Raw genomic sequence first — 23,355 nt, forward strand, 5'->3', positions numbered from 1 at the left:
CCTCGAGGACCTGGACCCGGTGCTGGCCACGAGCGCCGAGGCCCTCGTGCGTGACCCCGACGGGTCCGCCACCCTCGCGGGGTGGGAGTCAGTCGTCCTGCGCCGCGAGGTGCGCTGAGGCTCCCCGGGTCACTCCACCCGGTCGACCGCGAAGGTGTTGCAGGCCTGCAGGCTGCCCTTGGTGTAGCCGGTCATGAACCAGCGCTGGCGCGCCTCGGACGAGCCGTGCGTCCAGGACTCGGGGTTGACCTGGCCGGAGCCCATCTTGGACTGGATGTTGTCGTCACCGACCGACTTGGCCGCGGACAGGGCCGAGTCGATGTCGTCCTGCGTCAGCGGCTTCAGGAAGGGCTGACCGTTGGCACCGGGCACGGTCGAGGCGTCCTTGGCCCACATCCCCGCGAGGCAGTCGGCCATGAGCTCGACGCGGACGCCGCCGGACTGCGGACCCTGGGGGTCCTGCTGGGCCTTCTGCAGCAGGCCGAGCTGGTTCTGGATGTGGTGGCCGTACTCGTGCGCCACGACGTACTCCTGCGCCAGGGCTCCGCTGTCGGCGCCGAAGTCGCGGGTGAGCGTGTTGAAGAAGGACGCGTCGATGTAGACCTTGCGGTCCGACGGGCAGTAGAAGGGCCCGACCTGGTTGGACGCCGTGCCGCACGCCGACTGGGTGCGACCGTTGTAGAGGCTCATGTTGGCGGTCGTGTAGTTGCGGCCGGCCTGCTCGGGCAGGACCTTCTTCCAGTACGCCTCGACGGAGTTCTTGGTGCCGATGACGCGGCACTGCACGTCGTTGTTGGCGTCGGCGCCGGTCTTGCACTTGGCGAAGGCGTCGTCGCTGCCGGACGCCTGGGTCTGCTGGGGGCCGGGCTGGGCACCCATCGAGCCGGGATCGATGTTGGCGCCGCCGCACATGTTGAGCAGCAGCACGACGATCAGACCCAGCAGACCGAGGCCACCGCCACCGCCGATGATCATGCCGCCCGGGCTCATGCCCCCGCCGCCGCTGCCCGAGTCGACGCCGGAGGTGTCGAGCTGGGATCCCTCGTTAAAGCTCATCCTTGCTCCTGACTCGTGATCGTCCGCCGCCCTGACGTGGGGGATCGCGTTGGGGGGGGGCCGAAACCTGCCCGTAGACTAACCCGGTTGCCCCGCGGAGACGGGGCGTTCGGGGGCGGTTCACCGCCGACCTGATACCCACCACCGCACCACCTATCCCGAGGGGCCCTGCCACGTGATCGCCGCGACCGACATCGAGCTGCGGGCCGGTGCCCGCATCCTCATCGAGAGCGCCTCGTTCCGCGTGGGTGCCGGGGACCGGATCGGCCTGGTCGGTCGCAACGGCGCCGGCAAGACCACGCTCACCAAGGTGCTGGCGGGGGAGGGGCAGCCGGCGGCCGGATCCGTGACCCGCTCCGGCACGGTGGGCTACCTCCCGCAGGACCCCCGCACCGGCGACCTCACCGTCCTGGCTCGCGACCGCATCCTCTCCGCGCGGGGGCTCGACGAGCTCGTGCGCAAGCTCCGCGAGACGGAGGGGGCGATGGCCAGCGCCGACGTCGAGACGCACGAGGCCGCGATGGAGCGCTATCCCAAGCTGCAGGCGCGCTTCGAGGCCGCGGGTGGGTATGCCGCGGAGTCCGAGGCCGCCACCATCGCGTCGGCCCTCGGCCTGGACCAGCGCATCCTCGGGCAGCCCCTGTTGACCCTGTCCGGTGGCCAGCGCCGCCGCGTGGAGCTGTCGCGGATCCTGTTCTCCGGCAACGAGACCCTGCTGCTCGACGAGCCGACCAACCACCTCGACGCCGACTCGATCATCTGGCTGCGCGACTACCTCAAGGGCTACAAGGGCGGGCTTATCGTGATCAGTCACGACGTCGACCTGCTCGACCAGGTGGTCAACAAGGTGTTCCACCTCGACGCCAACCGCGCCGCGATCGACCAGTACTCCCTCGGCTGGAAGGCCTACCTCGCCCAGCGCGAGACCGACGAGAAGCGCCGCAAGCGCGAGCGCGCCAACGTCGAGAAGAAGGCCTCGACCCTCCTGACCCAGGCCGCCAAGATGGGCGCCAAGGCGACCAAGGCGACCGCCGCCCACAACATGGCCCGCCGCGCGGAGCGGATGCTGAGCGGCCTGGAGGGGGAGCGGCAGCAGGACAAGGTCGCTCACCTGCGCTTCCCCGACCCCTCGCCCTGCGGCAAGACGCCGCTGATGGCCCGGGGCCTGTCCCGCAGCTACGGCTCGCTCGAGGTGTTCACCGACGTCGACCTGGCCATCGACCGCGGGTCCAAGGTCGTCGTCCTCGGCCTCAACGGCGCCGGCAAGACCACCCTGCTGCGCATGCTCGCGGGGGTCGACGAGGCGGACACGGGGGAGATCCTGCCCGGGCACGGCCTCAAGATCGGCTACTACGCCCAGGAGCACGAGAACCTCGACACCTCCCGCACCGTCCTGGAGAACATGAAGTCCGCCGCCCCCGACCTCGGCGAGACCGACGTCCGCAAGGTCCTCGGGTCCTTCCTGTTCAGCGGCGAGGACGTCGACAAGCCCGCGGGCGTCCTGTCCGGTGGCGAGAAGACCCGCCTGTCCCTGGCCCTCCTCGTCGTGTCCAGCGCCAACGTCCTGCTCCTCGACGAGCCCACCAACAACCTCGACCCGGCCTCCCGCGAGGAGATCCTCGGGGCCCTGCGGACGTTCACCGGAGCCGTGGTGCTCGTGTCCCACGACGAGGGCGCCGTCGAGGCGCTCGAGCCCGAGCGGGTGCTCGTCCTGCCCGACGGCGTCGAGGACCTCTGGGGCCCGGAGTACCTCGAGCTCATCTCCCTCGCCTGAGCCGAGGGCGGCTCGCGCGCGTCGGCCCGGTCCGTGCGGTCGACCGCCGGGCCTGCGACCATCGGGGACATGCGTTCCTACTGCGCCCTGTATGTCGACGCCGGCTACCTGCTCTCCTCCAGCGCGACGCGCGTCACCGGCACCTCGCTGCGGGGAGGCGTCCGCGTCGACCACCAGGCGCTCATCGAGCGGTTGCTGGCGCAGGTCGAGGACGACAGCGGGCTCCCGCTCCTGCGCGTCAACTGGTACGACTCCGGCGGGAACGTCAACGGCGCCCCCAGCTCGTCGCAGCTCGCCATCGGCATGCTGCCGCGGGTCAAGCTGCGGCTCGGGCGGCTGTCGCCGGCGGGAGAGCAGAAGGGCGTCGACCTGCGCCTCGGCCTGGACCTGGTGACGCACGCCCGCAACCGGATCGTCGACGTGATGTATCTCCTCTGCGGTGACGACGACCTGACCGAGGCCGTCGAGGAGGCCCAGGGGCACGGGGTGCAAGTCATCCTCGTCGGGGTGCCGGACGCCGACGGTCGCCCGCACGCGGTGGCCCGGCACCTGCAGCGCGAGGCCGACGGCCTGATCCTCGTGGACACCGCCGCGATCGACGACACCGTCCACCGGGCCCCGCCGTTCGAGCCCCGGCCGGCGGCCGCGGGGCCGGTCCCTGATCCGAACCTTGATCCGATCCCCGGCCCTGGTCACGTCCCTGACCAGGCCGCCGCCGCGTCGGAGGCCCCCTGCCCCTCGCCGGCCGACCTCGCCGCGCGCCCCCGGCCCGCCGGCGGGACAGCTCCGAGCCACACCTCCACGTCCCCGACGTCCCCGACGTCCCCGACGCCTTCGAGAGCGGCGTCCCCCGACGCGTCACGCTCGTCGCTCGTCTACTCCTCGACCACGGGGCGGTCCTCCGAGCCGCACCTTCCCGCGCCCCTGGAGGCGACCCCGGAGCAGATCACCGAGGTATGCCGCAGCGTCATCCGCACCTGGCGCGCCTCCGCCACCGAGGCCCAGCACCAGGCGCTGTTCGCGGGGCGGCCGACCATCCCCTCCGACGTCGACCGGGCGCTGCTCATGGACCTGTCCGCGCGGCTCGGCGTCTACGAGATCATCGAGTCCGACCGGCTCACCCTGAGGCACCGCTTCTGGGACGTCGCCGAGGAGCTGGTCGGGAGGACGACCTCATGACCGAGCTGCCCACCCTCGACGCCCTGGACCAGCGCATCCTCGGCAGCCTGCTCGAGAAGCAGGTCACCGTCCCCGCCGGCTACCCGCTGACCCTCAACGCGCTGCGCGGCGCCTGCAACCAGTCGAGCAGCCGCGACCCCGTGACCGACTACGACGACCCGACCCTCGAGGAGCGGATCCGCGAGCTCAAGGGCCGCGGGCTGGTGCGGGTCGTCTGGGCCGGCAAGGGCTCCCGCACCCTGAAGCACCACGAGCTGCTGAGCGAGGTGCACGGGCTCGCCCCGGACGAGCGCGCCCTCGTCACGGTCCTGCTGCTGCGCGGGCCGCAGGCGGCGGGCGAGCTGCGGACCCGCACCGAGCGCCTGCACCCCTTCGCCGACCGCACGGAGGTGGAGGAGTGCCTCGCGCGACTGTCCCGCCGGCCCGAGCCGCTCGTCGCCCAGCTGGAGCGTCGGCCGGGGCAGCACGACCCGCGGTGGACGCACCTGCTGGGCCCGGCCCCCACCGCTGTAGCCACGCCCCCGAGCTCGCCCGGGGACGACGCCATACGGGGGAGCGGTCGCGGGACCGCGGGCCCGGCCCAGGCCGCGGTCGACCTGGAGGTGGTCCTGCGGGACGGCCGCGAGGCGCGGGACGCACGCGTGCTCGCCGCCTACGATGACGTCGCGGAGGACTACGCGCGCGAGCTCTCCGACGAGCTCGCCCACAAGCCGTTCGACCGCTGGCTGCTGGCGCGCATCGGCGAGGAGGCCGACGGCGGACCGGTGCTCGACGTCGGCTGCGGCCCGGGGCACGTCACCGCGGCCCTCGCCGTGGCCGGCGCGCAGGCCCACGGGCTGGACGTCTCGCCGCGCATGGTCGAGCTGGCCCGGGACGCGCACCCCGACCTGACCTTCGACGTCGGCGACCTCAGGCGCGTCCTGCGCCCGCCGGCCGCCGACGGCTGGGCCGCCGTCGTGGCGTGGTACTCCCTCGTCCACCTCGCGCCCTCCGAGCTGCCGGACGCCCTCGGCGGCCTCGCCCGGACCCTGCGTCCCGGTGGGCTGCTCGCCCTCGCGACCCACGTGGGCGTCGAGGTGCGCCACCACGACGAGTGGTGGGGCCACCCGGTCGACCTGGACTTCGCGCTGCACGACCCCAGCCGTGTCCTCGCGGCGGTGCAGGCCGCCGGGCTGCGCGTCGAGGAGCGCTATGTGCGGGGCCCGCTGGCCGACGTGGAGGTCGGCACCGACCGCCTCTACGTCCTCGCCCGCCGCACCTGACCCTCTGACCCTCTGACCCTCTGACCCACCTCCTGGCGCCGCAGCTGCTCGTGATCGAGGTCCTGTCCGTCGTGCGCGGATGGTCGGCGAGTGGCCAGCTGCCCGCGGCCCGAGCCGGCGCGGCCGTCGATCGGCTGCGTGCCCTCCCCATCACCTACGTCGACCTGCCGCCCCTGGCTTCGGCCGTGTGGCAGGTCCGTCACGACGTGACCCCGTACGACGCGGCGTTCGTCGTCGTTGCGGCGGGGGCGGCCGCCCCGCTGGTGACGGTCGACCGACGGCTGGCCCGGGCCGTCGGCTCGCAGGTCGACGTGATCGTCGTCGAGTGACCGACGGTCGGCTGAGATCCCACCGAGGTGGCCAGGTGCCAGCGCTAGGGTCTGGGCATGACTGATCACCCGCACCTGCGCGTCACCGTCGACGACAGCCGGCAGGTCCTCACCGTCACCCTGGCCAACGCCGAGGAGCGCAACGCGCAGACGCCGTCCCTGTGGCGCGCCCTGGCGGCGGCGGGGGAGGCGGTGGGCGACGACATACGGGTCGTCGTGCTGCGGGCCGAGGGCACCAGCTTCTCCGCGGGGCTGCACCGGGGCATGCTCTCCCCGGCCGGTATGCCGGGCGAGCCGCACCTCGTGGCCACCGCCACGAGCGCTCCCGCCGACACGGCGGAGATGATCGCGGGCTTCCAGCGGGCGTTCCGAGTGTGGCAGGAGATGCCGCAGGTCGTCGTCGCAGCGGTGCAGGGGCACGCCATCGGGGCGGGGTTCCAGCTGGCCCTGGCCGCCGACCTGCGGGTGCTCGCCGACGACGCCCAGCTGGCCATGCGGGAGACGAGCCTCGGCCTGGTGCCGGACCTCGCGGGCACGCGACCGCTGGTGGCCTGCGTCGGCTACGCTCGGGCGCTGGAGATCTGCGCCACCGGGCGGTTCGTGGGGGCGGCCGAGGCGACCGCGATCGGCCTGGCCACCGTGGCCGTGCCGCGCGCCGAGCTCGACGCCACCACCGACGACCTCGTCCAGGCCCTGCTCGAGGCCCCGGCCGGCGCCCTGCGCGAGCTCAAGCCCCTGCTGCGGTCCGCGACCGAGGGATCGGCGCAGGACCAGCTGCGGCACGAGCGCGAGGCGCAGGTCCGGCGGCTCGGGGCCCTGGCGCAGGGGCAGGAGTGAGGACACCTGGTACGACTGCTGTGACGATTGCTGCGAGCAAGGCGGACCTGGCCGCCGCCAGACCTGACCGGCGGGCGCCGGCCTGACCGACCACCGACACGAGAGGACCGGCGCATGAGCGGACCCGGCATGGGCAACTGGCAGATGATGCGGTCCCTCACCAAGGACTCCTCGGTCAAGGACCGCCGCCTCGCGCCCGGCACCGCCCGTCGCGTCCTCGGCTACGCCGACCGCTACCGCGGCCAGATCGCTGTCTTCCTCGTCCTCATCCTCATCGACGCGGCCCTCGTGGTCGCGACCCCGTTGCTGCTCGGCAAGGTCGTCGACGACGGCGTCATCCCGGGCAACCGCTCGGTCGTGATCACCATCGCGATCGTCCTCGCCGGCCTCGCCCTCGTCGACGCCGCGCTGGCCCTGGTGCAGCGGTGGTTCTCGGCCCGCATCGGCGAGGGCCTCATCTACGACCTGCGCACCCAGGTGTTCGGGCACGTCCTGGACCAGCCGATCGCGTTCTTCACCCGCGCCCAGACCGGCGCCCTCGTCACCCGGCTCAACTCCGACGTCATCGGCGCGCAGTCGGCGTTCACCTCGATCCTGTCGACGACCGTGAGCAACCTCGTGTCGGTCGTCTTCATCGTCGCCGCCATGGCCTCGAAGTCCTGGGTCCTCACCCTCGCCGCCCTCGCCCTGCTCCCGGTCTTCATGCTGCCCGCGCGGGTGATGGGGCGCCGGCTGGCCGGGCTGCAGCACGAGTCGATGGGGCTCAACGCCGAGCTGGGCACACGCATGACCGAGCGGTTCAACGTCGCCGGGGCCCTGCTGGTCAAGCTGTTCGGCCGCCCGCGGGACGAGTCGCAGCAGTATGCCGACCGCGCCGCCCAGGTCCGCGACATCGGCATCCGCATCGCGCTCAACCGCACGTTCTTCTTCACCGGGCTGACCTTCGTCGCGGCCCTGGCCACGGCCGTCGTCTACGGCATCGGCGGGCTCATGGCCATCGACGGCTCGCTGTCCGTGGGCGCCCTGCTCGCCCTCGCGGCGCTGCTGAGCCGGCTCTACGGCCCCCTCACCCAGCTGTCCAACGTCCGCGTCGACGTCATGACCGCCCTGGTCAGCTTCGAGCGCGTCTTCGAGGTCCTCGACCTGCAGCCCCTCGTGCGCGAGGTCGAGCACCCGCGGGCCATCCCCGACGAGGCGGTGTCGGTGGAGCTCGACGACGTCGTCTTCCGCTACCCCTCGGCCGACGAGATCTCCCTGGAGTCGCTCGAGCAGGGCGGCGCGACGGGCGACCGGGCCTCGGGCGGGCCTGTCCTGCAAGGCGTCTCGTTCCGGGTCGAGCCCGGCCAGCTGGTCGCCCTCGTCGGGCCCAGCGGCGCCGGCAAGACGACGATCACGTCGCTGGTCGCCCGTCTCTACGACCCCACGACGGGCACCGTGCGGATCGGGGGCATCGACCTGCGCGAGGCGTCCTTCGACTCCCTGCACGACGTCGTCGGCATGGTCACCCAGGAGGCCCACCTCTTCCACGACACCATCCGCGCCAACCTCGACTACGCCCGCCCCGGCGTGACCGACGACGACGTATGGCGCGCCCTGCGGGCGGCCCAGGTCGCCTCGCTGGTGGAGTCCCTGCCGGAGGGTCTGGACACGGTGGTCGGCGACCGCGGCCACCGCCTCTCCGGTGGGGAGAAGCAGCGCCTCGCCATCGCCCGCCTGCTGCTCAAGGGCCCCGGCCTCGTGATCCTGGACGAGGCCACCGCCCACCTGGACAGCGAGTCCGAGGCCGCCGTGCAGCGAGCCCTCGACAGCGCGCTGCACGGCCGCACCGCCATGGTCATCGCGCACCGCCTCTCGACCGTGCGCGGCGCCGACCTGATCCTCGTCGTCGACGGCGGCCGCATCGTCCAGCAGGGCACCCACGCCGAGCTCCTCGCGCGCGGTGGGCTCTACGCCGAGCTCTATCGCACCCAGTTCACCGACTGACGCCGCCGGCACCGATCGCGACGGCGTCCGGTCAGAGGCGCGGGAAGCGGTAGACGTCGCACACGTGCGGCACCGTGACCGGCCGCTCGTCGAGCCCGCCGCAGTGCGCCTCGACGTACTCCGCCACGCGCCTCGCCAGCTCCGCGCGGCGGTCGGCGTCCAGCGCCAGGTAGTACGACCGCGTCGTGACCTGCCCGGCCAGGCCGCGCGCCGTCGTCTCGAAGCCCCAGGGATGGTCGTGGTGCTCACCCTCGCCGAAGGCCGCACGTGATACGAGCGCCGCCGACTCCGACCGCGGCTCGTAGCCGCCCTCCATCGAGTGCATCGTCTGGTTGAGCCCCGCCACCCAGGGCACCCGCAGGTCCATGACGTTCCACACGAGCATCAGCCGTCCACCGGGTCGCAGCAGGCGCGCGGCCTCGCGCGACGCCGCCTCCGGATCCACCCAGTGCCACGCCGCGGCATACGTGACCACGTCGGCGCACGCGTCCGGCAGACCGGTCGCCTCTCCCGTGCCCACCCTGGCCTCGACCTGCCCGTGTGCCACCCGCAGCGGCCCCAGCATGTCCTCGCTGGGGTCGACGGCCACCACGTGGTGCCCGAGCCCGAGCATGACCTCGGTCAGCTTGCCGGTGCCGGCGCCCACGTCGACGACGTCGCACGGGGTCGTCCCCACGCCCCAGGCCACCGCCTCGCGGGGATACGCCGGCCGCAGCGAGGCATAGCGCGCCCCGCCCTCGGCAAAGGTCGCCCCCAGCCGCTCCCGGTGCGCCCTCGCCTCGGCGGCAGAGCCGTCGTTGCCGTCGGCACCATCGACAGCAGGCTCGGCACCAGGCTCGTCAGCAGCCGCGCGCCCGTCGTTCATTCGTCCTCCTCGTCCCAGATCCGGACCTTCTTGGGCTTCGGCGGCCTCGTCTGCCGCGCGCGTCCGGACCGGTTGACCTGGGACGATCCTGACGTCACGACCGCGTCATCGACCGCGTCGACCTTCCCCGTCCTGTCGCCGGTCCCGCCGTCGGCCCCGCCGGCGGTCCCACCGTCTGCCCCGGTGCCGCGCGCTGCCTGCTCCTCCAGGTGCTCGCGGCGGGCGGCATACAGCACCATCCCGATCGCCACGAGGCCGAAGAGCCACCACTGGCCGAAGTAGGAGACGTTGTTCCAGCCCTCGTCGCGGTCCGGGCCGTTGGGCGCGGCGAGCCCGGTCGAGGGGTCGCCCGCCTTGACCGAGCCCTCGGACCCGAGCACCAGGTAGGCGTGGTTGACCGTCCCGCCGATCTCGCGCTGCGCCACCGTGTAGTTGATGGACGCGAGCTGCCCCTTGGCCGGGGACTTGTCGAGGTCCTGCTCGCCCCACCGCAACCACCCCGTCACGGCGACCTGACCCTTGGGCGCCGGCGGGATCGTCGGCAGGTCCGCCGCCGCGCCGCTGCCGGCCGAGAGCCAGCCGCGGTCCACGAGCAGCGTCGACCCGTCCGGCAGCCGCAACGGCCAGACGACCTCGTAGCCGCGGTCCCCGGCGCGGGGACGGTTCCGCACGAGGAGGGGGGCCGCGCCGTCATACGTGCCGGTCATCGTCACCGACCGCCACAGGGTGTCCTCGGTGACGCCGCTGGTGGGCGTCGGGAGGATGGTCCGCAGCGGCACCGGGTCCGCCGCGTAGTTGCGGTCGATCGCCGCGACCGTCGCCTGCTTGTGCTCGTAGCGCCCGAGCTGCCACTGCCCGAGCCAGATGCAGGCGAGCATGAAGACGAAGGCTCCGGCCAGGGCCTTGAGCCACCGGGGCTTGCGGAGGGTCTGGATCACTGAATACTTCCCGTGGTAATTCGGTGGCGGCACGTCGGACGCCTACTGTGGAGCCTATGACGACTCTGCCGGATCCCCGCGTGCGCCCGGCGCTCGCCGACGGATTCGGCCGCGTCGCACAGGATCTGCGGGTCTCGGTCACCGACCGGTGCAACCTGCGCTGCACCTACTGCATGCCCGCCGAGGGCCTGCCGTGGATGCCCAAGCCCGAGATGCTGACGGACGACGAGCTGGTCCGACTGGTGCGCGTCTTCGTCGAGCTGGGGGTCACCAAGGTCCGGCTGACCGGGGGAGAGCCGCTGCTGCGCCGGTCGATCGTGGACGTGGTGCGCCGCATCGCAGCCCTCGAGCCGCGCCCCCAGATCGCCATGACCACCAACGGGGTCGGCCTCGCCCGCGTCGCCGCGGACCTCGCGGAGGCCGGCCTGGACCGCGTCAACGTCAGCCTCGACACGATCGACGAGCAGGTCTTTCGCGACCTCACCCGCCGCGACCGGCTGGCCGACGTCGAGGGCGGTATGACGGCCGCTGCCGCGGCGGGGCTGACCCCCGTCAAGGTCAACGCCGTCGCCATGCGGGGCATCAACGACGAGGGCGTCGCCGACGTGCTGGGCTGGTGCCTGGACCGGGGCTACGGGCTGCGGTTCATCGAGCAGATGCCCCTGGACGCCCAGCACGGCTGGGAACGGGCGCAGATGGTGACCGCGGAGGAGCTGATCGCGCGGTTGTCGGAGCGGTTCGAGCTGCGGGCCCGCCCGGAGACGGCGCGGGGGAGCGCCCCGGCCGAGCTCTACGACGTGGTCGGCTACGAGGACCTCGAGGGGCAGCAGGCCACCGTCGGGATCATCGCCAGCGTCACGCGGCCGTTCTGCGGCGACTGCGACCGCACCCGGCTCACCGCCGACGGTCAGGTCCGCAACTGCCTGTTCTCCCGCACCGAGACCGACCTGCGCGGCCCGATGCGCGACGGCGCCTCCGACGACGACCTCGCGGCGCTGATCACGGGGGAGATGCGGGTCAAGCGGCGCGGCCACGGCATCGGCGACCCCGACTTCGAGCAGCCCGACCGGCCCATGTCCGCCATCGGCGGCTGAACCCCCACCCCGCCGACCGGTCAGTTCCCACCCCGCCGACTGGTCAGTTCCCGAGCGGCTCGTGCGGCTCGACCTCGCGCAGGAAGCCCCGCATCGACAGGAACTCCGACAGCGACACCTTGTGCTCGTCGCAGGCCAGCCACACCTTGCGGCGGTCCGGGGCGTGCAGCGACGGGTTGTTCCAGCGCAGCTGCCAGGTCCCGTCGGCCCTGCATCCCTTGGCCGAGCAGCGGTCACCCGTCATACGGCACCGTCCTGCGACCGGTCGCGGCGCTCGTCCGACTGGCCCTCTGCCGGGCGTGCCGATCCGCCCTCTGCCGAGCCCTTGTCAGAGCCCTTGTCAGCGCCCTCGACCGAGCCCTCGATCGCGCCCTCCGACCAGCTGCCCGGCGGCAGCATCCGCTGCTGGTGGTCCACGGCCTCCAGCTGGCCCTCGCCGCTGCGGTCGACGGCGTTGGCCAGGACGACCGCGATGTAGGGCAGGAACACCGCCCCGATCACGAACACCCACCGCATCGGGTGGTCGACCACCACGAACAGCACGAAGCAGACGGTGCGGATCGACATCGAGATCAGGTAGCGGCGGGTGCGCTCGGCCCGGTCCTGCGCGAGGGACTTCTGCACCGACGTGACGGTGTGCACCGTCGGGTGAGAGGGGGATGAGCTGGCCACCGACCAAGCCTACGCTCGTTCGCCGAGCCTCCGGCCGATGAGCAGCGTTCGATGAGCGCTACCGCGGGGTAGTCCGCTAGCGTCGGCGGGAACCCGCAGGCCCCACTGGTGAGGAGCACCATGACCACCGACCGTCCCGAGCCACGCACCGTCCTCGTCACCGGAGGCAACCGCGGCATCGGCCTCGCGATCGCGCGGGCCTTCGCGGCCCAGGGGGACAAGGTCGTCGTCACGAGCCGGTCCGGCGAGGCGCCCGAGGGTCTGCAGGCCGTCCAGGGCGACGTGACGAGCACCGAGTCCGTGGACGCGGCGTTCACGGCGGCCGAGGAGCTGCTGGGCGGGCCGATCGAGGTGGTCGTCGCCAACGCCGGCGTCACCAAGGACACGCTGTTGATGCGCATGTCGGACGAGGACTTCGACCAGGTCATCGACACCAACCTCGCCGGCGCCTTCCGCTGCGCCCGCCGCGCCTCCAAGGGCATGATCCGGCTGCGCCGCGGGCGCCTGATCTTCGTCTCCAGCGTCGTGGGGCTCTACGGCAGCCCGGGCCAGGCCAACTACGCCGCCTCCAAGTCCGGCCTCGTCGGCCTGGCGCGCTCCATCACCCGTGAGCTCGGCGGCCGCGGCATCACCGCCAACGTCGTCGCCCCCGGCTTCGTCGAGACCGACATGACCGCGGTCCTGCCCGAGGACACCGTCGCCGGCTACAAGAAGGCCATCCCCGCCGGCCGCCTCGGCTCCACCGACGAGATCGCCTCCGTCGTCACCTTCCTCGCCTCGCCCGGCGCGTCCTACATCTCCGGCGCCGTGATCCCGGTCGACGGTGGCCTGGGCATGGGCCACTGACCACGCCTGCGGCGACCACCACGGCCGGCCCCGACACCCGGCAACCCCTCATCCGTCATACGAAAGGACCTGTCCCATGGGCATGCTCGACGGCAAGAAGCTCCTCGTCACCGGCGTCCTGATGGACTCCTCCATCGCCTTCCACGTGGCGCGCATCGCGCAGGAGGAGGGCGCCGAGGTCATCCTCACGAGCTTCGGCCGCACGATGAAGATCACCCAGACGATCGCCAAGCGTCTCCCGCAGACCCCGCCGGTGATCGAGCTCGACGTGTCCGACCAGGAGCACCTCGACACCTTGGCCGAGCGCCTCGGCGAGCACACCGACCGGCTCGACGGCGTGCTGCACTCCATCGGCTTCGCGCCGCAGGGGGCCTTCAGCTTTCTCGACGCCACGTGGGAGGACGTGTCCACGGCGCTGCAGATCTCGGCCTACTCGCTGAAGTCGCTCGCCGTCGCCTGCGAGCCGCTGATGGCCGAGGGCGGCTCGGTCGTGGGCCTCACCTTCGACGCGAAGTTCGCCTGGCCCGTCTACGACTGGATGGGCGTCGCCAAGGCCGCGTTCGAGTCCACCAACCGCTACCTCGCCCGCGACCTGGGCCCCAAGGGCATCCGCTGCAACCTGGTGGCGGCCGGCCCGATCCGCACCACCGCGGCCAAGTCGATCCCGGGCTTCGAGCAGTTCGAGCGAGTGTGGGACGACCGTGCGCCCCTCGGCTGGGACGTCAAGGACGCCGAGCCCGCGGCCAAGGCCTGCGCGGTCCTGCTGTCCGACTGGTTCCCGGCCACGACGGGCGAGATCGTGCACGTCGACGGCGGCGTCCACGCGATGGGGCAGTGACCGCCTGACCGCCTGACCGCCGCCGCGTCGGCGCGGTGACGTGATGAGGGCTGGTGCCCGGGGACTGCTGGTCCCCGGGCATCAGTCGTATGCCGGACCGCCCGCCTCGTCCTCGAGCCGCAGACGCTCGCCGGACCATCCCGCGCTCAGCCACCGGTCGTGGCTGGCGATCACGACGGCGCCCGGGTAGTCGAGAAGCGCCCGCTCGAGCTCGGTCACCAGCAGCAGCGACAGGTGGTTGGTGGGCTCGTCGAGCAGGAGCACGTCCGGCGGGTCCACGAGCACGGTGGCGAGGTCCAGGCGTCGGCGCTGACCGACGCTGAGCGCCCCCACGGGACGGTCGGCGTCGCGCCCCGCCACCAGGCCTTGGGTCGACAGGGGCACGCGCTCCGCCAGCGCCTCGCCCACCGCGGCGGCGTAGGCCGCCCGGACGCTCAGGCCCGGGTCCACGACGGGTGGCTCCTGGGCGAGCAGTCCGACCCGCAGCCGGGACTCGCGCGTGAGGGCGCCGGCGTCCGGGGCGAGGACGTCGGCGAGGACCGCCAGCAGCGTGGACTTGCCCGAGCCGTTGGGACCCGTCACGAGGAGGCGGGAGCGCGCGCCCAGCGACAGGCTGGTCGGCGCGAGGCGGCCCGTCACGGCGACCCCGGTGGCCGTGAGGACCGGCCCGCTGCCCTGAGGCCCGCTGCGCTGCGGCCCACCGACCCGCCCCCCGGACGAGGCCGGATCCCGAAATCCCCTGAAGCGCAGCCGCGCCGGGGGCCGGCGCACCTGCTCGGCCTCCAGCCGCTCCAGGGCGGTCGAGGCGTCGTTGACGCGGCGCGAGACGACCTTGGCGTTGCGGTCGGAGTAGAACTTCTTGGACCCGCGGGCCTCGGTGCGGGGGCCGCGGGACGGGTTGCCGACCGTGTGGTCCTCGCGGACGCGCGCCCGCAGCCGGTCCAGCTCGTCCTGCTCGTCGCGGTAGCGGCGCGCCCAGCGCCCCAGCTCCTCGCGCCGCGACGCCAGGTAGTCGGTGTAGCTGCCACCGAACCGCGTCACCCCGAATCCCGAGCCGGGGGAACCCTGGTCGTGGGCCACCGCGGCGTGAGCCACCGGGGCCGGGTCGAGGTCCAGCAGCGTGGTCGCGGCCTCGTCGATGAACGCCCGGTCGTGGCTCGCCACCAGGACGGGCCCCGACCACGTCCGCAGCAGCTCCACCAGCAGCTCGGTCGCCGCCGCGTCCAGGTGGTTGGTCGGCTCGTCGAGCAGCAGCGTGTCGGGGGAGCGCAGCAGCAGCCAGGCCAGGCTCAGGCGCGACACCTGCCCGCCCGACAGCTCGCTCGCGCGACGGTCCCGCGTCAGGTGCCCGATCCCCAGGCCGGCCACGACCCGGTCGACGCGGTGGTCGAGGTCCCAGGCGTGGTGGCGGTGCGCGTCCTCGATGGCGGCGTCGAGTCGCGCTGCGGCGCCATGGTCGCGGTCCGCCAGGGCCAGGCCCTCGCGCTCCACCCGGGCAGCCATCGCGCGCACCGGTGCCGTGGCGTCCCGCAGCACCTGGTCGACCGTGAGGTCCAGCGGATAGGGCGGCTCCTGGTGGTAGAGGCCGACGGTTCCCGGGGCCTGGACGGACCCCGCATCCGGCTGGTCGAGCCCGGCGAGGATCCGCAGCAGGGTGGACTTGCCCGAGCCGTTCTCGCCGATGACGCAGGCGATCTCGCCCGAGCTCACGACGAACGAGACGTCGGTCAGGACGCGGCGGTCGGGATAGGTGCGAGAGACCCCGTCGACGCGCAGGTGGTCGGCGCCGGACGCGGCAGCGCTCTGGAGGGGGTGCAGGGGTTGTGACAAGGGGTGCTCCTGGACGGTCTGGTGCGCCACGCGGGGCCGGGCCTCGGCGCGCGGCAGGGCGACGTCGTCAGGAGATGATCACGCCGCCCAGGCTAGAGGGATCCGCCGTCCGGCTCAACCACGTTCCGCTCGGTGTGGGCCTACGACGATGGCCTGCGACGCCGGCGGCGAGGCCGTCGCGGCCGTCGAGGCCAATCCTGAGACGGGTGCCGCCCATCCCTGCGGCACCGGCAGGACCGGGCCGTGACCTGCCCTTAGGATCGGCCCCATGACTGACGCCGCCGTGACGCCCATCACCGTGACCGAGGTGCGGGTCCTCGAGGGACCCAACCTCTACTTCACGCGTCCGGCCATGAAGGTCGTGCTCGAGGTGCCCGGCATCCTCGAGCTCCGCCGACCCCAGGCCCGGCGCCTCGCGGCGCGGCTGGGGCTGCGGCAGGCCGACCCCGGCGGTGCCCACACCCTGGAGCGTCAGGCGATGGCGCTGCGCCTCGCGCGACGGCTGGTCCGGCGCCTGGGGGCGGGCGCCGGCATACGAGGCCTGTCGACCAAGACGCGGGCGGGCAACCGTCCGCAGGAGATCGTCGTCGCGTTCCCGTGGAGCCGCCGTGGCCGCGGCGTCGCGATGGCCGAGGCCCTCGGCCCGGTCCTGTCGGCCCTGCTGACCGGCGACGACGACGAGGCCCGGCAGGCCATGGACGAGGCGACCCGCCAGATCGCCACGGCCGCGGCCGGCGCCCGACCGACCACGATCACCCCCAAGATTCCCGTCGCCTCCATCACCGGCACCAACGGCAAGACCACCACCACCCGCCTCGTCGCCCACATCGCCATGACCGCCGGCCTGCGGACAGGGTGGTCGAGCACGTCCGGGGTCTACGCCCAGGGCGAGGAGATCGAGGAGGGCGACTACTCCGGGCCGGCCGGCGCGTCGGCCGTGCTGCACCAGCCCGGCGTCGAGATCGGCATCCTCGAGACCGCCCGCGGCGGCATGCTGCTCAAGGGCATCGGCGTCACCCACAACGACGTCTCCGTCGTCACCAACGTCACCGCGGACCACCTCGGGATGCAGGGCGTGGACACGGTCGACCAGCTCGCCGAGGTCAAGGCCATCGTCACCAAGGTCACCCGCCCCGACGGGTGGGCCGTCCTCAACGGCGACGACCCCCGCGTGTGGGCCATGCGCGCCGGCACCGAGGCACGCCCGTGGGCGTTCAGCACCGACCCGTCCTCGCCCGCGCTGCGCGAGGCGGTCGACGACGGCGGGCGGGGCATCACGGTGCTCGACGACGCCATCGCCGTGCTGGAGCGCAACGGCGAGGTCGACCGGCTGCTGCCGCTGACCGACGTGCCGATGACCATGGCCGGGCTGTCCCGCCACAACACCGCCAACGCCCTCGCCGCCGCCGCGACCGCCCTCGGTCTCGGTCTCCCGCGGGAGGCCGTGGTCGAGGGGCTGCGCACCTTCGCCCCCGACGGGGAGCACAACCCGGGCCGCCTCAACACCTACACCGTGCGGGTGCCGTCCGGCGGCGCCGCGACCGTCATCCTCGACATGGCGCACAACGAGGACGGCCTCCAGGCCCTCATCGAGGTCGCGCGCGGGCTCACGCGGCCAGGTGCCCGCTTCCACCTCGGGGTGGGCACCGGCGGCGACCGCACCGACGAGATCCTCGAGTCCATGGGCGCCATGGCCGGGTCGAGCGCCGACGTCGTGCACGTCGTCCACAAGGAGCGCTACCTGCGCAACCGCACCCGCGAGGACCTCGAGGCCCACCTGCGGATCGGGCTGTCCCGCGTCGGCGTGGCCGAGGTCGACTCCTATCCCTCCGAGCTCGAGGGACTGCAGGGCATCCTCGGCCAGGCCGGCAACGGCGACGTCGTCGCGGTCATGGTGCACGCCGACTGGCCGGAGCTCAACGCCTGGCTGCTCGAGCAGGGCGCCCGCCCCGACACCGCCTCCTCGATCCGGGCCAAGGTCAAGCGTGCTCGTGGCGAGCACGAGCACGAGGAGACCCTCCGCGCGCTCCGCGCCGACACCGCGGCCACCATCGCCGAGCGGGTGGCGACCATCGAGGGTCTGCTGGCCGAGTCGCCGTCCGACGGCCGGCTGCTCTTCGAGCTCGCGGCCTATCGCAACCGGGGCGACGAGGAGTCGGCCGCCATCGAGCTCTTCCGGCAGGCCCGCGAGGCCGGGCTCGACGAGCCGTGGCGCACCCGCTCCCTGATCAGCGAGGCGTCGGCCGTGCGCCGCCAGGGGCAACCCGCCGAGGCGCTCGCGATGCTCGAGTCCGTGGACGTCCGGCGCCAGGACAGCGGCGCGTACGTCGCCTTCCGCGCCCTCGCCCAGATCGACGCCGGGCACGCCCAGGAAGCGGTGGCCTCGCTCATCGACGCGCTGCTGCGGCGTGCGGCGACGCCGGACGACGACTACTACCGCGACGGGCTGCACCGCCGCGTGGAGATCATGCGCGAGCAGGACGCCGCCGCCTCGAGGGACACCTCCGTCAGCGCGTCCTGAGCTCCCAGCTCACCATGTGTCGCCCACGCGCCTTCCCGGCACCTCCAGGCGACCCAAACTGAGCTCCCAGCTCACGACGTGCCGCCCACGCCCCTCCCGGACGCCTCCAGGCGACCCAAACTGAGCTCCCAGCTCACGACGTGCCGCCCACGCGACTCCCCGACGCCTCCGGACGACCCGAACTGAGCTCCCAGCTCACGACGTGTCGCCCACGCCCCTCCCGGACGCCTCCAGGCGACCCGAACTGAGCTCCCAGCTCACGACGTGTCGCCCACGCCCCTCCCGGACGCCTCCAGCCGATCCTTCGTGGGCTCCCAGCTCACAAAGTGCTGACGTGGACGCCTCCAGCCACTCCTTCATGGGCTCCCAGCTCATAAACTGCGGTCCGCGGTTGCCACCGCACGCGACGAGCGCGCCGCCCCGCGATCGGGGTGGCGCGCTCGCTGCGAAGGACGCGGGTGCTCAGGCGGTCTCGGCCTCCGCGGCGTCCTTGTCGAGCACGAAGTCGGGGTCGTACGCCCGGCCGTCCTGCTCGTTGTCGCCACGCGGGGTCGCGACCTTGGTCCGCTGCTCGAGGCGCTCCATGACCTGCGCGTGCTTGTCGACGCAGAGCACGACGAGGTCGCCGGGCTCGGCGATCTCCAGCGCCCGGTCGGTGGCGTCGAGCTCGTTGAGCACGACCTCCACCTCGGTGCACCGGGCCCGCCCGGCCTCCTGCGACTGCCGTATGCCGCGCGCCACGTGCTCGGCCTGCTCGCCCGGGGCGCGCCCGCGCAGGTGGGCGTCGTCGCGCACGATGATGCTGTCGAAGTACTCGGCGGCGACGGCGCCGAGCTCGGCCATGTCGTCGTCCCGGCGGTCGCCGGCGGTCGCGACCAGGCCGATGCGGCGCACCGTGCCGCCGGCCCCGCGTTCCTCCTGGCGGTCGGCATACCGCTGGGCGAAGTCACCCAGCATCCGCATCCCGGCCGCGTTGTGGCAGTAGTCGACGATGATCTGGCGGCCGGTGACGGTGAGGAGGTTCATGCGGCCGGGGGAGAGGTAGTAGCTCGTGGTGAAGGTGCGCAGCCCCTGGCGGATGTCCTGCAGCGGCGCGCCGAGGGCGAAGGCCGCACCGGCGGCGGCGAGGGCGTTGGCGACGTTCATGCGCGCGGTGCCCTCGAAGGTCGACGGCAGCAGGTGGGTGAACGCCAGCTGCATGGTGCGCCGACCCTGCCGGATGACGATCATCTCGCCGCGCTCGGTCTCCTCGAGCACCACGGCGCGACCACCGCGGCGGCAGTGCTCGTCGATCATGGTGCGCTCGTCGGACCCGGGTGCCTTGAGCGAGAACCACACGACCGAGCCGGAGCAGCGGCGGCGCATGGCGCGGACGTTGGGGTCGTCCGCGTTGAGGACGGCGTAGCCGCTGCGGGGGACCGCCTCGACCACCACGCGCTTGACGGCCGCGAGCTGCTCGAGGGTGTCGATCCCCTTGAGCCCCAGGTGGTCTGCCGCGACGTTGGTGACGACGGCGACGTCGTTGCGGTCGTAGCCGAGGCCCTCTCGGATGATGCCTCCGCGGGCGACCTCCATGACGGCGAGGTCGACGCGGGGGTTCTGCAGGACCATGCGCGCCGAGCGCGGGCCGGACGCGTCCGCCTTGATGACGAGGCGCTCGTCGATGACGACGCCGTCGGTGGAGGTCATGCCGACCTTGCGCCCGAGCCCCTTGAAGATGTGGGAGATCATCCGGCTGGTCGTCGTCTTGCCGTTGGTGCCGGTCACGGCGATGATCGGCACCCGAGAGGGGGAGCCGGGCGGGAACAGCAGGTCGACGACCGGCTTGGCGATGAACTGCGGCTCGCCGACCGTGGGGTGCGTGTGCATGCGGAAGCCGGGCGCCGCGTTGACCTCGCAGATCGCGCCGCCGGTCTCGCGCACCGGCTCGGTGATGTCCGGGCAGATGAAGTCGATGCCCGCGACGTCCAGCCCGATGAGCCGGGCGGCCTCCTCGGCGACGTCGACGTTGTCGGGGTGCGCGTCCCAGGTGCGGTCGATCGAGATCCCGCCGGTGGACATGTTGGCGGTGAGGGCGAGCTTGACCATCTCGCCGCTCGGCACCACCGCGTCCATCGCGTAGCCCTGCGACTGGACGAGCTCGACGGCAGCCTCGTCAACCTTGATCTTGGTGAGGACCTTCTCATGGCCGACGCCGCGCCGCGGGTCCTCGTTGGTGATGTCGACGAGCTCGGCGACGGTGTGCTCGCCGTCCCCGACGACGTGCGCGGGGACTCGCTCGGCGATGGCCTGCATGCGGCCGCCGATGATCAGGCAGCGGTAGTCCTTGCCGGTCACGAAGGACTCGACCATGACCGACCCGCGCCGGGACTGGTCCTGGGCGATGGGGAAGGACTCTCGCACGTCCTGCTCGTCGCGCAGGTCGAGGCAGACGCCGCGACCGTGGTTGCCGTCGAGAGGCTTGACGACGACGGGGTAGCCGATGCGGCGGGCCGCGGCCACCGCGTCGTCGACGTCGCGCACCAGCTCGCTCTTGGGCACCGGCAGGCCGGCGGAGGCCAGCAGCTGCGCGGTGAGGTCCTTGTCCGAGGCGATGTCGACGGCCAGCGCACCGGTGAGCGAGGTCATCGTGGCCCGGAACCGCTTGGCGTGGACGCCCTGGCCGAGCTGGACGAGCGAGCCGCGGTTGAGGCGCTGCCACGGGATGTCGCGGCTGACGGCCTCCTCGAGGATGGCCATCGTGGACGGGCCGTAGGCCTGACGCTGCGCGAGCCGGAGGAAGGCGTCCAGCTCGGCCTCGAAGTCGAAGGCCTCGTCGTGCTCGACCAGGTCGTTGACGAGGCGGACGGCCAACTCGCAGGCGGCCAGGGCGACGGTCTCGTCGATGTAGCCGAGGATCACGTTGTACTGGCCGGCCTTGCCGCGCACGGAGCGCGTCTTGCCGCGGCGCAGGTCGTGCCCGGCCTCCTGCTGCAGCTGGAGCGCGACGTGCTCGGCCACGTGACCCAGCCAGGTGCCGTCCTGCATCCGCTGGACGAAGCCCCCCGGTGTGCCGATCGAGCAGGTGTGCCGCTGCAGCCCCGGCAGCAGCTCGACCAGGCGCTCGGTGAAGCCCGGGAGCAGGTCGGTCGGGTACTCCTCCAGGATGCCGAGGTCCACGACGAGGTGGATCGCCTGCTCGTAGGACCAGACGTTGGGCCCGCGGTAGACCCGCTGGGACAGGACCCGCAGGTCGGGTCGGGCCGGCCCGGAGGGGCTGGGACGTGCGCTATCCATGGAGACCTCCTGGCTGGGGATGCGGCCCCCACGTTAGCGGCACCCGACCTCCCTGTCCCTTTCGTCCGTGCTGGGAGGGGGTGAGACGGGGTGAGCAGGCTGCGCCCGAGGTCGAGCAGGCGAGACCAGCGGCCGTATGCCGGGACCGCCGCCTCGACGGGCCGCCCTCTCGCTCGGAGACGGCTCAGGCGACGGGCGAGGACCCGTCCGGGTGCTCGCGCTCGGAGCGGCGCACGTCGACGTCCGGGTGCATCTCGGAGAAGCTCATCAGGGTGGCCGTCTGCAGGTCGAAGGTCGACCCGGCGGGCAGCGTGTGGACCACGGCGCCGCTGACGAGCAGCGGTGCGTCCTCGGCGGCCTCGTAGGCGTCGGTGACGGCCCGTCGGGCGTCGGCGATGAAGACGCCGCCGTCGCCGATGACGGTGAGGACGCGGCCGTCGGTGATCTCGGCGGCGGTGTCCTCGTCGATGCCCATGCCGAGCAGCGCGGGGGACCCGGCCACGAGGGACAGCAGCCGTCCGTAGCGCGTGCGCTGCGCGAAGTGCTGGTCGACGATGACGTCGGGCAGCAGGTCGAGCCCGGCCGTGAGCTGGCTGGAGCGCTGCCGCGGGGTGATGCCCTCGTCGCCCATGGAGATCATGAACCGGCTCATGATCGAGGCGCCGGCCGACGTGCCGGCGATGACGGCGCCCCGCTCGTAGGCCTGGTGGATCGACCGGCCGACCTCGGTGCCGCCGATGAGCTGGGCGAGCTTGAGCTGGTTGCCGCCGGTCATGAAGATGCCGGTGGCCTCGTCGATGGCAGCGGCCCCGCAGCCCTCGTCGGTGCGGTCGGCCTCGGCGCGGCTCTGGATGTCGACGGTGACCGTGCGCTCCGCCCCCAGCCGGGCGAAGACGTCGGCGTAGACCTCGGCGGCCTCGTCGGCGAACGCGGAGGCGGAGGGGATCACGACCATGCGGGCCCGCTCGCCGCCGGCCAGCCGCACGAAGCGCCGCAGCACCGTCGCCCGGCCCATCTTGTCCTCGGCGCCGCCGATGATGAGCAGCGAACGATGGATGGTCGGCTCCGGCTGGGCGGACATGTGCGGATCAACTCCCGGTGTCATGGCAGCGCACGGACCACGGCGCGCTCGGGCCACCCTAGGCCGCTGCTGCGGGAGCCCGGGGTCGCCGCGCCGCAGAGCGAGACGATCCCGTCCACCGTGCGACGGGTGCGGGCCGGTCCGTCCAGGGTGGTCGCGAGGTCCTCGTCCGGCTGCCTCATCTCAGCCGCCGGTCAGGCGCGGGGGAGTCCCAGGAGCTCGACCAGGTCGTCGAGGCGGGGCCCGGGCAGGCACACGTCGGCGCGGTCGGCCAGCGCGGGCTTGGCGGCGAAGGCCACGCCGAGCCCGGCAGCCTCCAGCATGTCCAGGTCGTTGGCGCCGTCGCCCACCGCGATCGTCCGCTCCATCGGGATGCCGTGCCGCTCGGCCAGCTCCCGCAGCACCCGGGCCTTGACGGCGCGGTCCACCACCTCGCCGGTCACGCGCCCGGTCAGGCGTCCGTCGCTCACCTCGAGGGTGTTGGCGACCGCGTGGTGGATCCGCATCGTCTCCGCGAGCGGGCCGACGACCTCGACGAACCCGCCCGACACGACGCCCACCACGCCGCCCGCGGCCGTCACGGCGTCGACGAGCTCCTGCGCGCCGGGCGTCACCCGCACCGCGGCCCGCACCGCCTCGACGACCGTGACGGGCAGCCCCTCGAGGACCGCCACGCGGGCGTGCAGGCTCTGCGCGAAGTCGAGCTCGCCCCGCATGGCGGCCTCGGTCACCGCGCGCACCTCGGGCTCCTTGCCCGCGTGCGCGGCGAGCAGCTCGATGACCTCGTCCCCGATGAGGGTGGAGTCGACGTCGGTGAGCAGCAGCGGCGGCCCCTCGGTCAGCGCGACCCGCGTGCGCTCGAGCACCTCGGGGCGGCGGACCAGAGGAGCGGCGGGGGTGTCGTCGGGCACGGTGCCCAGCCTAGAGACGGCGACGTCGTATGCCGGTGGGCTGTCCGGCATACGACGTCGTGG

At 73.1% G+C, this 23,355-nt stretch carries 20 protein-coding genes; 10 read left to right on the plus strand and 10 right to left on the minus strand.

From position 1 onward, the window contains the following. Positions 1-129: 129 nt before the first annotated feature. Positions 130-1,056 carry a KPN_02809 family neutral zinc metallopeptidase gene (locus B2P18_RS01340; RefSeq protein WP_029210061.1) on the minus strand — a complete coding sequence of 309 codons (927 nt, stop codon included), beginning with the start codon at positions 1,054-1,056 and terminating at the stop codon, positions 130-132. Positions 1,057-1,231: 175 nt separating this feature from the next. On the opposite strand from B2P18_RS01340, the gene B2P18_RS01345 reads away from it, so the two are divergent. From B2P18_RS01345 to B2P18_RS01370, 6 genes are all read left to right on the plus strand, one after another. Beyond that, positions 1,232-2,830, plus strand: coding sequence for an ABC-F family ATP-binding cassette domain-containing protein (locus tag B2P18_RS01345; RefSeq protein WP_286955560.1), 1,599 nt, complete (start codon positions 1,232-1,234; stop codon positions 2,828-2,830). A gap of 69 nt (positions 2,831-2,899) precedes the next feature. Then, complete coding sequence (locus B2P18_RS01350; protein ID WP_286955561.1) at positions 2,900-4,009, plus strand: NYN domain-containing protein; 1,110 nt, start codon at positions 2,900-2,902, stop codon at positions 4,007-4,009. Beyond that, complete coding sequence (locus tag B2P18_RS01355) at positions 4,006-5,271, plus strand: DUF480 domain-containing protein (protein ID WP_286955563.1); 1,266 nt, start codon at positions 4,006-4,008, stop codon at positions 5,269-5,271. Before B2P18_RS01350 ends, B2P18_RS01355 begins: the two co-directional genes overlap by 4 nt. 32 nt (positions 5,272-5,303) lie before the next feature. Continuing rightward, positions 5,304-5,600: a type II toxin-antitoxin system VapC family toxin gene (locus B2P18_RS01360; RefSeq protein WP_286955600.1), complete on the plus strand. Its 297-nt coding sequence runs from the start codon at positions 5,304-5,306 to the stop codon at positions 5,598-5,600. Between the two features lie 57 nt (positions 5,601-5,657). Next, complete coding sequence (locus B2P18_RS01365; RefSeq protein WP_286955564.1) at positions 5,658-6,437, plus strand: enoyl-CoA hydratase/isomerase family protein; 780 nt, start codon at positions 5,658-5,660, stop codon at positions 6,435-6,437. A gap of 114 nt (positions 6,438-6,551) precedes the next feature. Continuing rightward, entirely contained in the window at positions 6,552-8,420 is a 1,869-nt protein-coding gene (locus B2P18_RS01370) for an ABC transporter ATP-binding protein (protein ID WP_286955565.1), read from the plus strand. Positions 8,421-8,451: 31 nt separating this feature from the next. Here the strand turns inward: B2P18_RS01370 and B2P18_RS01375 are convergent, their stop codons facing one another. Continuing rightward, on the minus strand, positions 8,452-9,285 hold the full coding sequence (locus B2P18_RS01375; protein ID WP_286955566.1) for a class I SAM-dependent methyltransferase: 834 nt from the start codon (positions 9,283-9,285) through the stop codon (positions 8,452-8,454). Continuing rightward, positions 9,282-10,223: an SURF1 family protein gene (locus B2P18_RS01380; RefSeq protein WP_286955567.1), complete on the minus strand. Its 942-nt coding sequence runs from the start codon at positions 10,221-10,223 to the stop codon at positions 9,282-9,284. The genes B2P18_RS01375 and B2P18_RS01380 overlap by 4 nt, the downstream gene beginning before the upstream one ends. 56 nt (positions 10,224-10,279) lie before the next feature. Here B2P18_RS01380 and moaA point away from each other — a divergent pair, with 56 nt between their 5' ends. Then, positions 10,280-11,317: a GTP 3',8-cyclase MoaA gene (moaA, locus tag B2P18_RS01385; protein WP_051273946.1), complete on the plus strand. Its 1,038-nt coding sequence runs from the start codon at positions 10,280-10,282 to the stop codon at positions 11,315-11,317. A gap of 43 nt (positions 11,318-11,360) precedes the next feature. Here the strand turns inward: moaA and B2P18_RS01390 are convergent, their stop codons facing one another. Together B2P18_RS01390 and B2P18_RS01395 are read right to left on the minus strand one after the other, a co-directional pair. Beyond that, the gene (locus B2P18_RS01390; RefSeq protein WP_029210071.1) at positions 11,361-11,561 is read right to left on the minus strand and encodes a hypothetical protein; all 201 of its coding nucleotides are present in this window, start codon (positions 11,559-11,561) and stop codon (positions 11,361-11,363) included. Continuing rightward, complete coding sequence (locus tag B2P18_RS01395; protein ID WP_286955569.1) at positions 11,558-11,989, minus strand: DUF3099 domain-containing protein; 432 nt, start codon at positions 11,987-11,989, stop codon at positions 11,558-11,560. Before B2P18_RS01395 ends, B2P18_RS01390 begins: the two co-directional genes overlap by 4 nt. Positions 11,990-12,109: 120 nt before the next feature. On the opposite strand from B2P18_RS01395, the gene fabG reads away from it, so the two are divergent. Together fabG and fabI are read left to right on the plus strand one after the other, a co-directional pair. Then, a complete protein-coding gene (fabG, locus tag B2P18_RS01400; protein WP_029210073.1) occupies positions 12,110-12,835 on the plus strand; it encodes a 3-oxoacyl-ACP reductase FabG in 726 nt (241 codons plus the stop codon). Between the two features lie 76 nt (positions 12,836-12,911). Next, positions 12,912-13,673 carry an enoyl-ACP reductase FabI gene (gene fabI / locus B2P18_RS01405; RefSeq protein ID WP_029210074.1) on the plus strand — a complete coding sequence of 254 codons (762 nt, stop codon included), beginning with the start codon at positions 12,912-12,914 and terminating at the stop codon, positions 13,671-13,673. A gap of 81 nt (positions 13,674-13,754) precedes the next feature. On the opposite strand, the gene B2P18_RS01410 is transcribed toward fabI, so the two are convergent. Then, the gene (locus B2P18_RS01410; protein ID WP_286955570.1) at positions 13,755-15,503 is read right to left on the minus strand and encodes an ABC-F family ATP-binding cassette domain-containing protein; all 1,749 of its coding nucleotides are present in this window, start codon (positions 15,501-15,503) and stop codon (positions 13,755-13,757) included. Positions 15,504-15,771: 268 nt separating this feature from the next. Here B2P18_RS01410 and B2P18_RS01415 point away from each other — a divergent pair, with 268 nt between their 5' ends. After that, on the plus strand, positions 15,772-18,024 hold the full coding sequence (locus B2P18_RS01415) for a tetratricopeptide repeat protein (protein WP_286955571.1): 2,253 nt from the start codon (positions 15,772-15,774) through the stop codon (positions 18,022-18,024). A 462-nt stretch (positions 18,025-18,486) separates the two neighbouring features. Here B2P18_RS01415 and cphA read toward each other — a convergent pair whose 3' ends face one another. The 4 genes from cphA to serB all read right to left on the minus strand — a co-directional run bounded on the left by cphA (position 18,487) and on the right by serB (position 23,343). Next, positions 18,487-21,300, minus strand: coding sequence for a cyanophycin synthetase (gene cphA / locus B2P18_RS01420; RefSeq protein ID WP_286955572.1), 2,814 nt, complete (start codon positions 21,298-21,300; stop codon positions 18,487-18,489). Between the two features lie 184 nt (positions 21,301-21,484). Beyond that, positions 21,485-22,381 (minus strand): cyanophycinase, encoded by an 897-nt coding sequence (locus B2P18_RS01425; RefSeq protein WP_286955573.1) that lies wholly within the window; start codon positions 22,379-22,381, stop codon positions 21,485-21,487. Between the two features lie 20 nt (positions 22,382-22,401). Next, positions 22,402-22,563, minus strand: a complete 162-nt coding sequence (locus B2P18_RS01430) for a hypothetical protein (protein WP_156911082.1) — start codon at positions 22,561-22,563, stop codon at positions 22,402-22,404. Positions 22,564-22,575: 12 nt separating this feature from the next. Further along, positions 22,576-23,343 carry a phosphoserine phosphatase SerB gene (gene serB, locus B2P18_RS01435; RefSeq protein WP_286955574.1) on the minus strand — a complete coding sequence of 256 codons (768 nt, stop codon included), beginning with the start codon at positions 23,341-23,343 and terminating at the stop codon, positions 22,576-22,578. Between the last annotated feature and the right edge of the window lie 12 nt (positions 23,344-23,355).

The sequence above is a fragment of the Arsenicicoccus sp. UBA2120 genome, assembly GCF_002330965.1.
Taxonomy (GTDB): Bacteria; Actinomycetota; Actinomycetes; order Actinomycetales; family Dermatophilaceae; genus Arsenicicoccus; species Arsenicicoccus bolidensis.

Bases quoted from the DNA above. Each gene is read 5' to 3' on its own strand.
- B2P18_RS01375 (WP_286955566.1), bottom strand. From the start codon at position 9,285: ATGAACGACGGGCGCGCGGCTGCTGACGAGCCTGGTGCCGAGCCTGCT.
- B2P18_RS01355 (WP_286955563.1), top strand. From the start codon at position 4,006: ATGACCGAGCTGCCCACCCTCGACGCCCTGGACCAGCGCATCCTCGGC.
- cphA (WP_286955572.1), bottom strand. From the start codon at position 21,300: ATGGATAGCGCACGTCCCAGCCCCTCCGGGCCGGCCCGACCCGACCTG.
- B2P18_RS01425 (WP_286955573.1), bottom strand. From the start codon at position 22,381: ATGTCCGCCCAGCCGGAGCCGACCATCCATCGTTCGCTGCTCATCATC.
- B2P18_RS01390 (WP_029210071.1), bottom strand. From the start codon at position 11,561: ATGACGGGTGACCGCTGCTCGGCCAAGGGATGCAGGGCCGACGGGACC.
- fabI (WP_029210074.1), top strand. From the start codon at position 12,912: ATGGGCATGCTCGACGGCAAGAAGCTCCTCGTCACCGGCGTCCTGATG.
- B2P18_RS01430 (WP_156911082.1), bottom strand. From the start codon at position 22,563: ATGAGGCAGCCGGACGAGGACCTCGCGACCACCCTGGACGGACCGGCC.
- B2P18_RS01415 (WP_286955571.1), top strand. From the start codon at position 15,772: ATGACTGACGCCGCCGTGACGCCCATCACCGTGACCGAGGTGCGGGTC.
- fabG (WP_029210073.1), top strand. From the start codon at position 12,110: ATGACCACCGACCGTCCCGAGCCACGCACCGTCCTCGTCACCGGAGGC.
- moaA (WP_051273946.1), top strand. From the start codon at position 10,280: ATGACGACTCTGCCGGATCCCCGCGTGCGCCCGGCGCTCGCCGACGGA.
- serB (WP_286955574.1), bottom strand. From the start codon at position 23,343: ATGCCGGACAGCCCACCGGCATACGACGTCGCCGTCTCTAGGCTGGGC.
- B2P18_RS01365 (WP_286955564.1), top strand. From the start codon at position 5,658: ATGACTGATCACCCGCACCTGCGCGTCACCGTCGACGACAGCCGGCAG.
- B2P18_RS01340 (WP_029210061.1), bottom strand. From the start codon at position 1,056: ATGAGCTTTAACGAGGGATCCCAGCTCGACACCTCCGGCGTCGACTCG.
- B2P18_RS01350 (WP_286955561.1), top strand. From the start codon at position 2,900: ATGCGTTCCTACTGCGCCCTGTATGTCGACGCCGGCTACCTGCTCTCC.
- B2P18_RS01370 (WP_286955565.1), top strand. From the start codon at position 6,552: ATGAGCGGACCCGGCATGGGCAACTGGCAGATGATGCGGTCCCTCACC.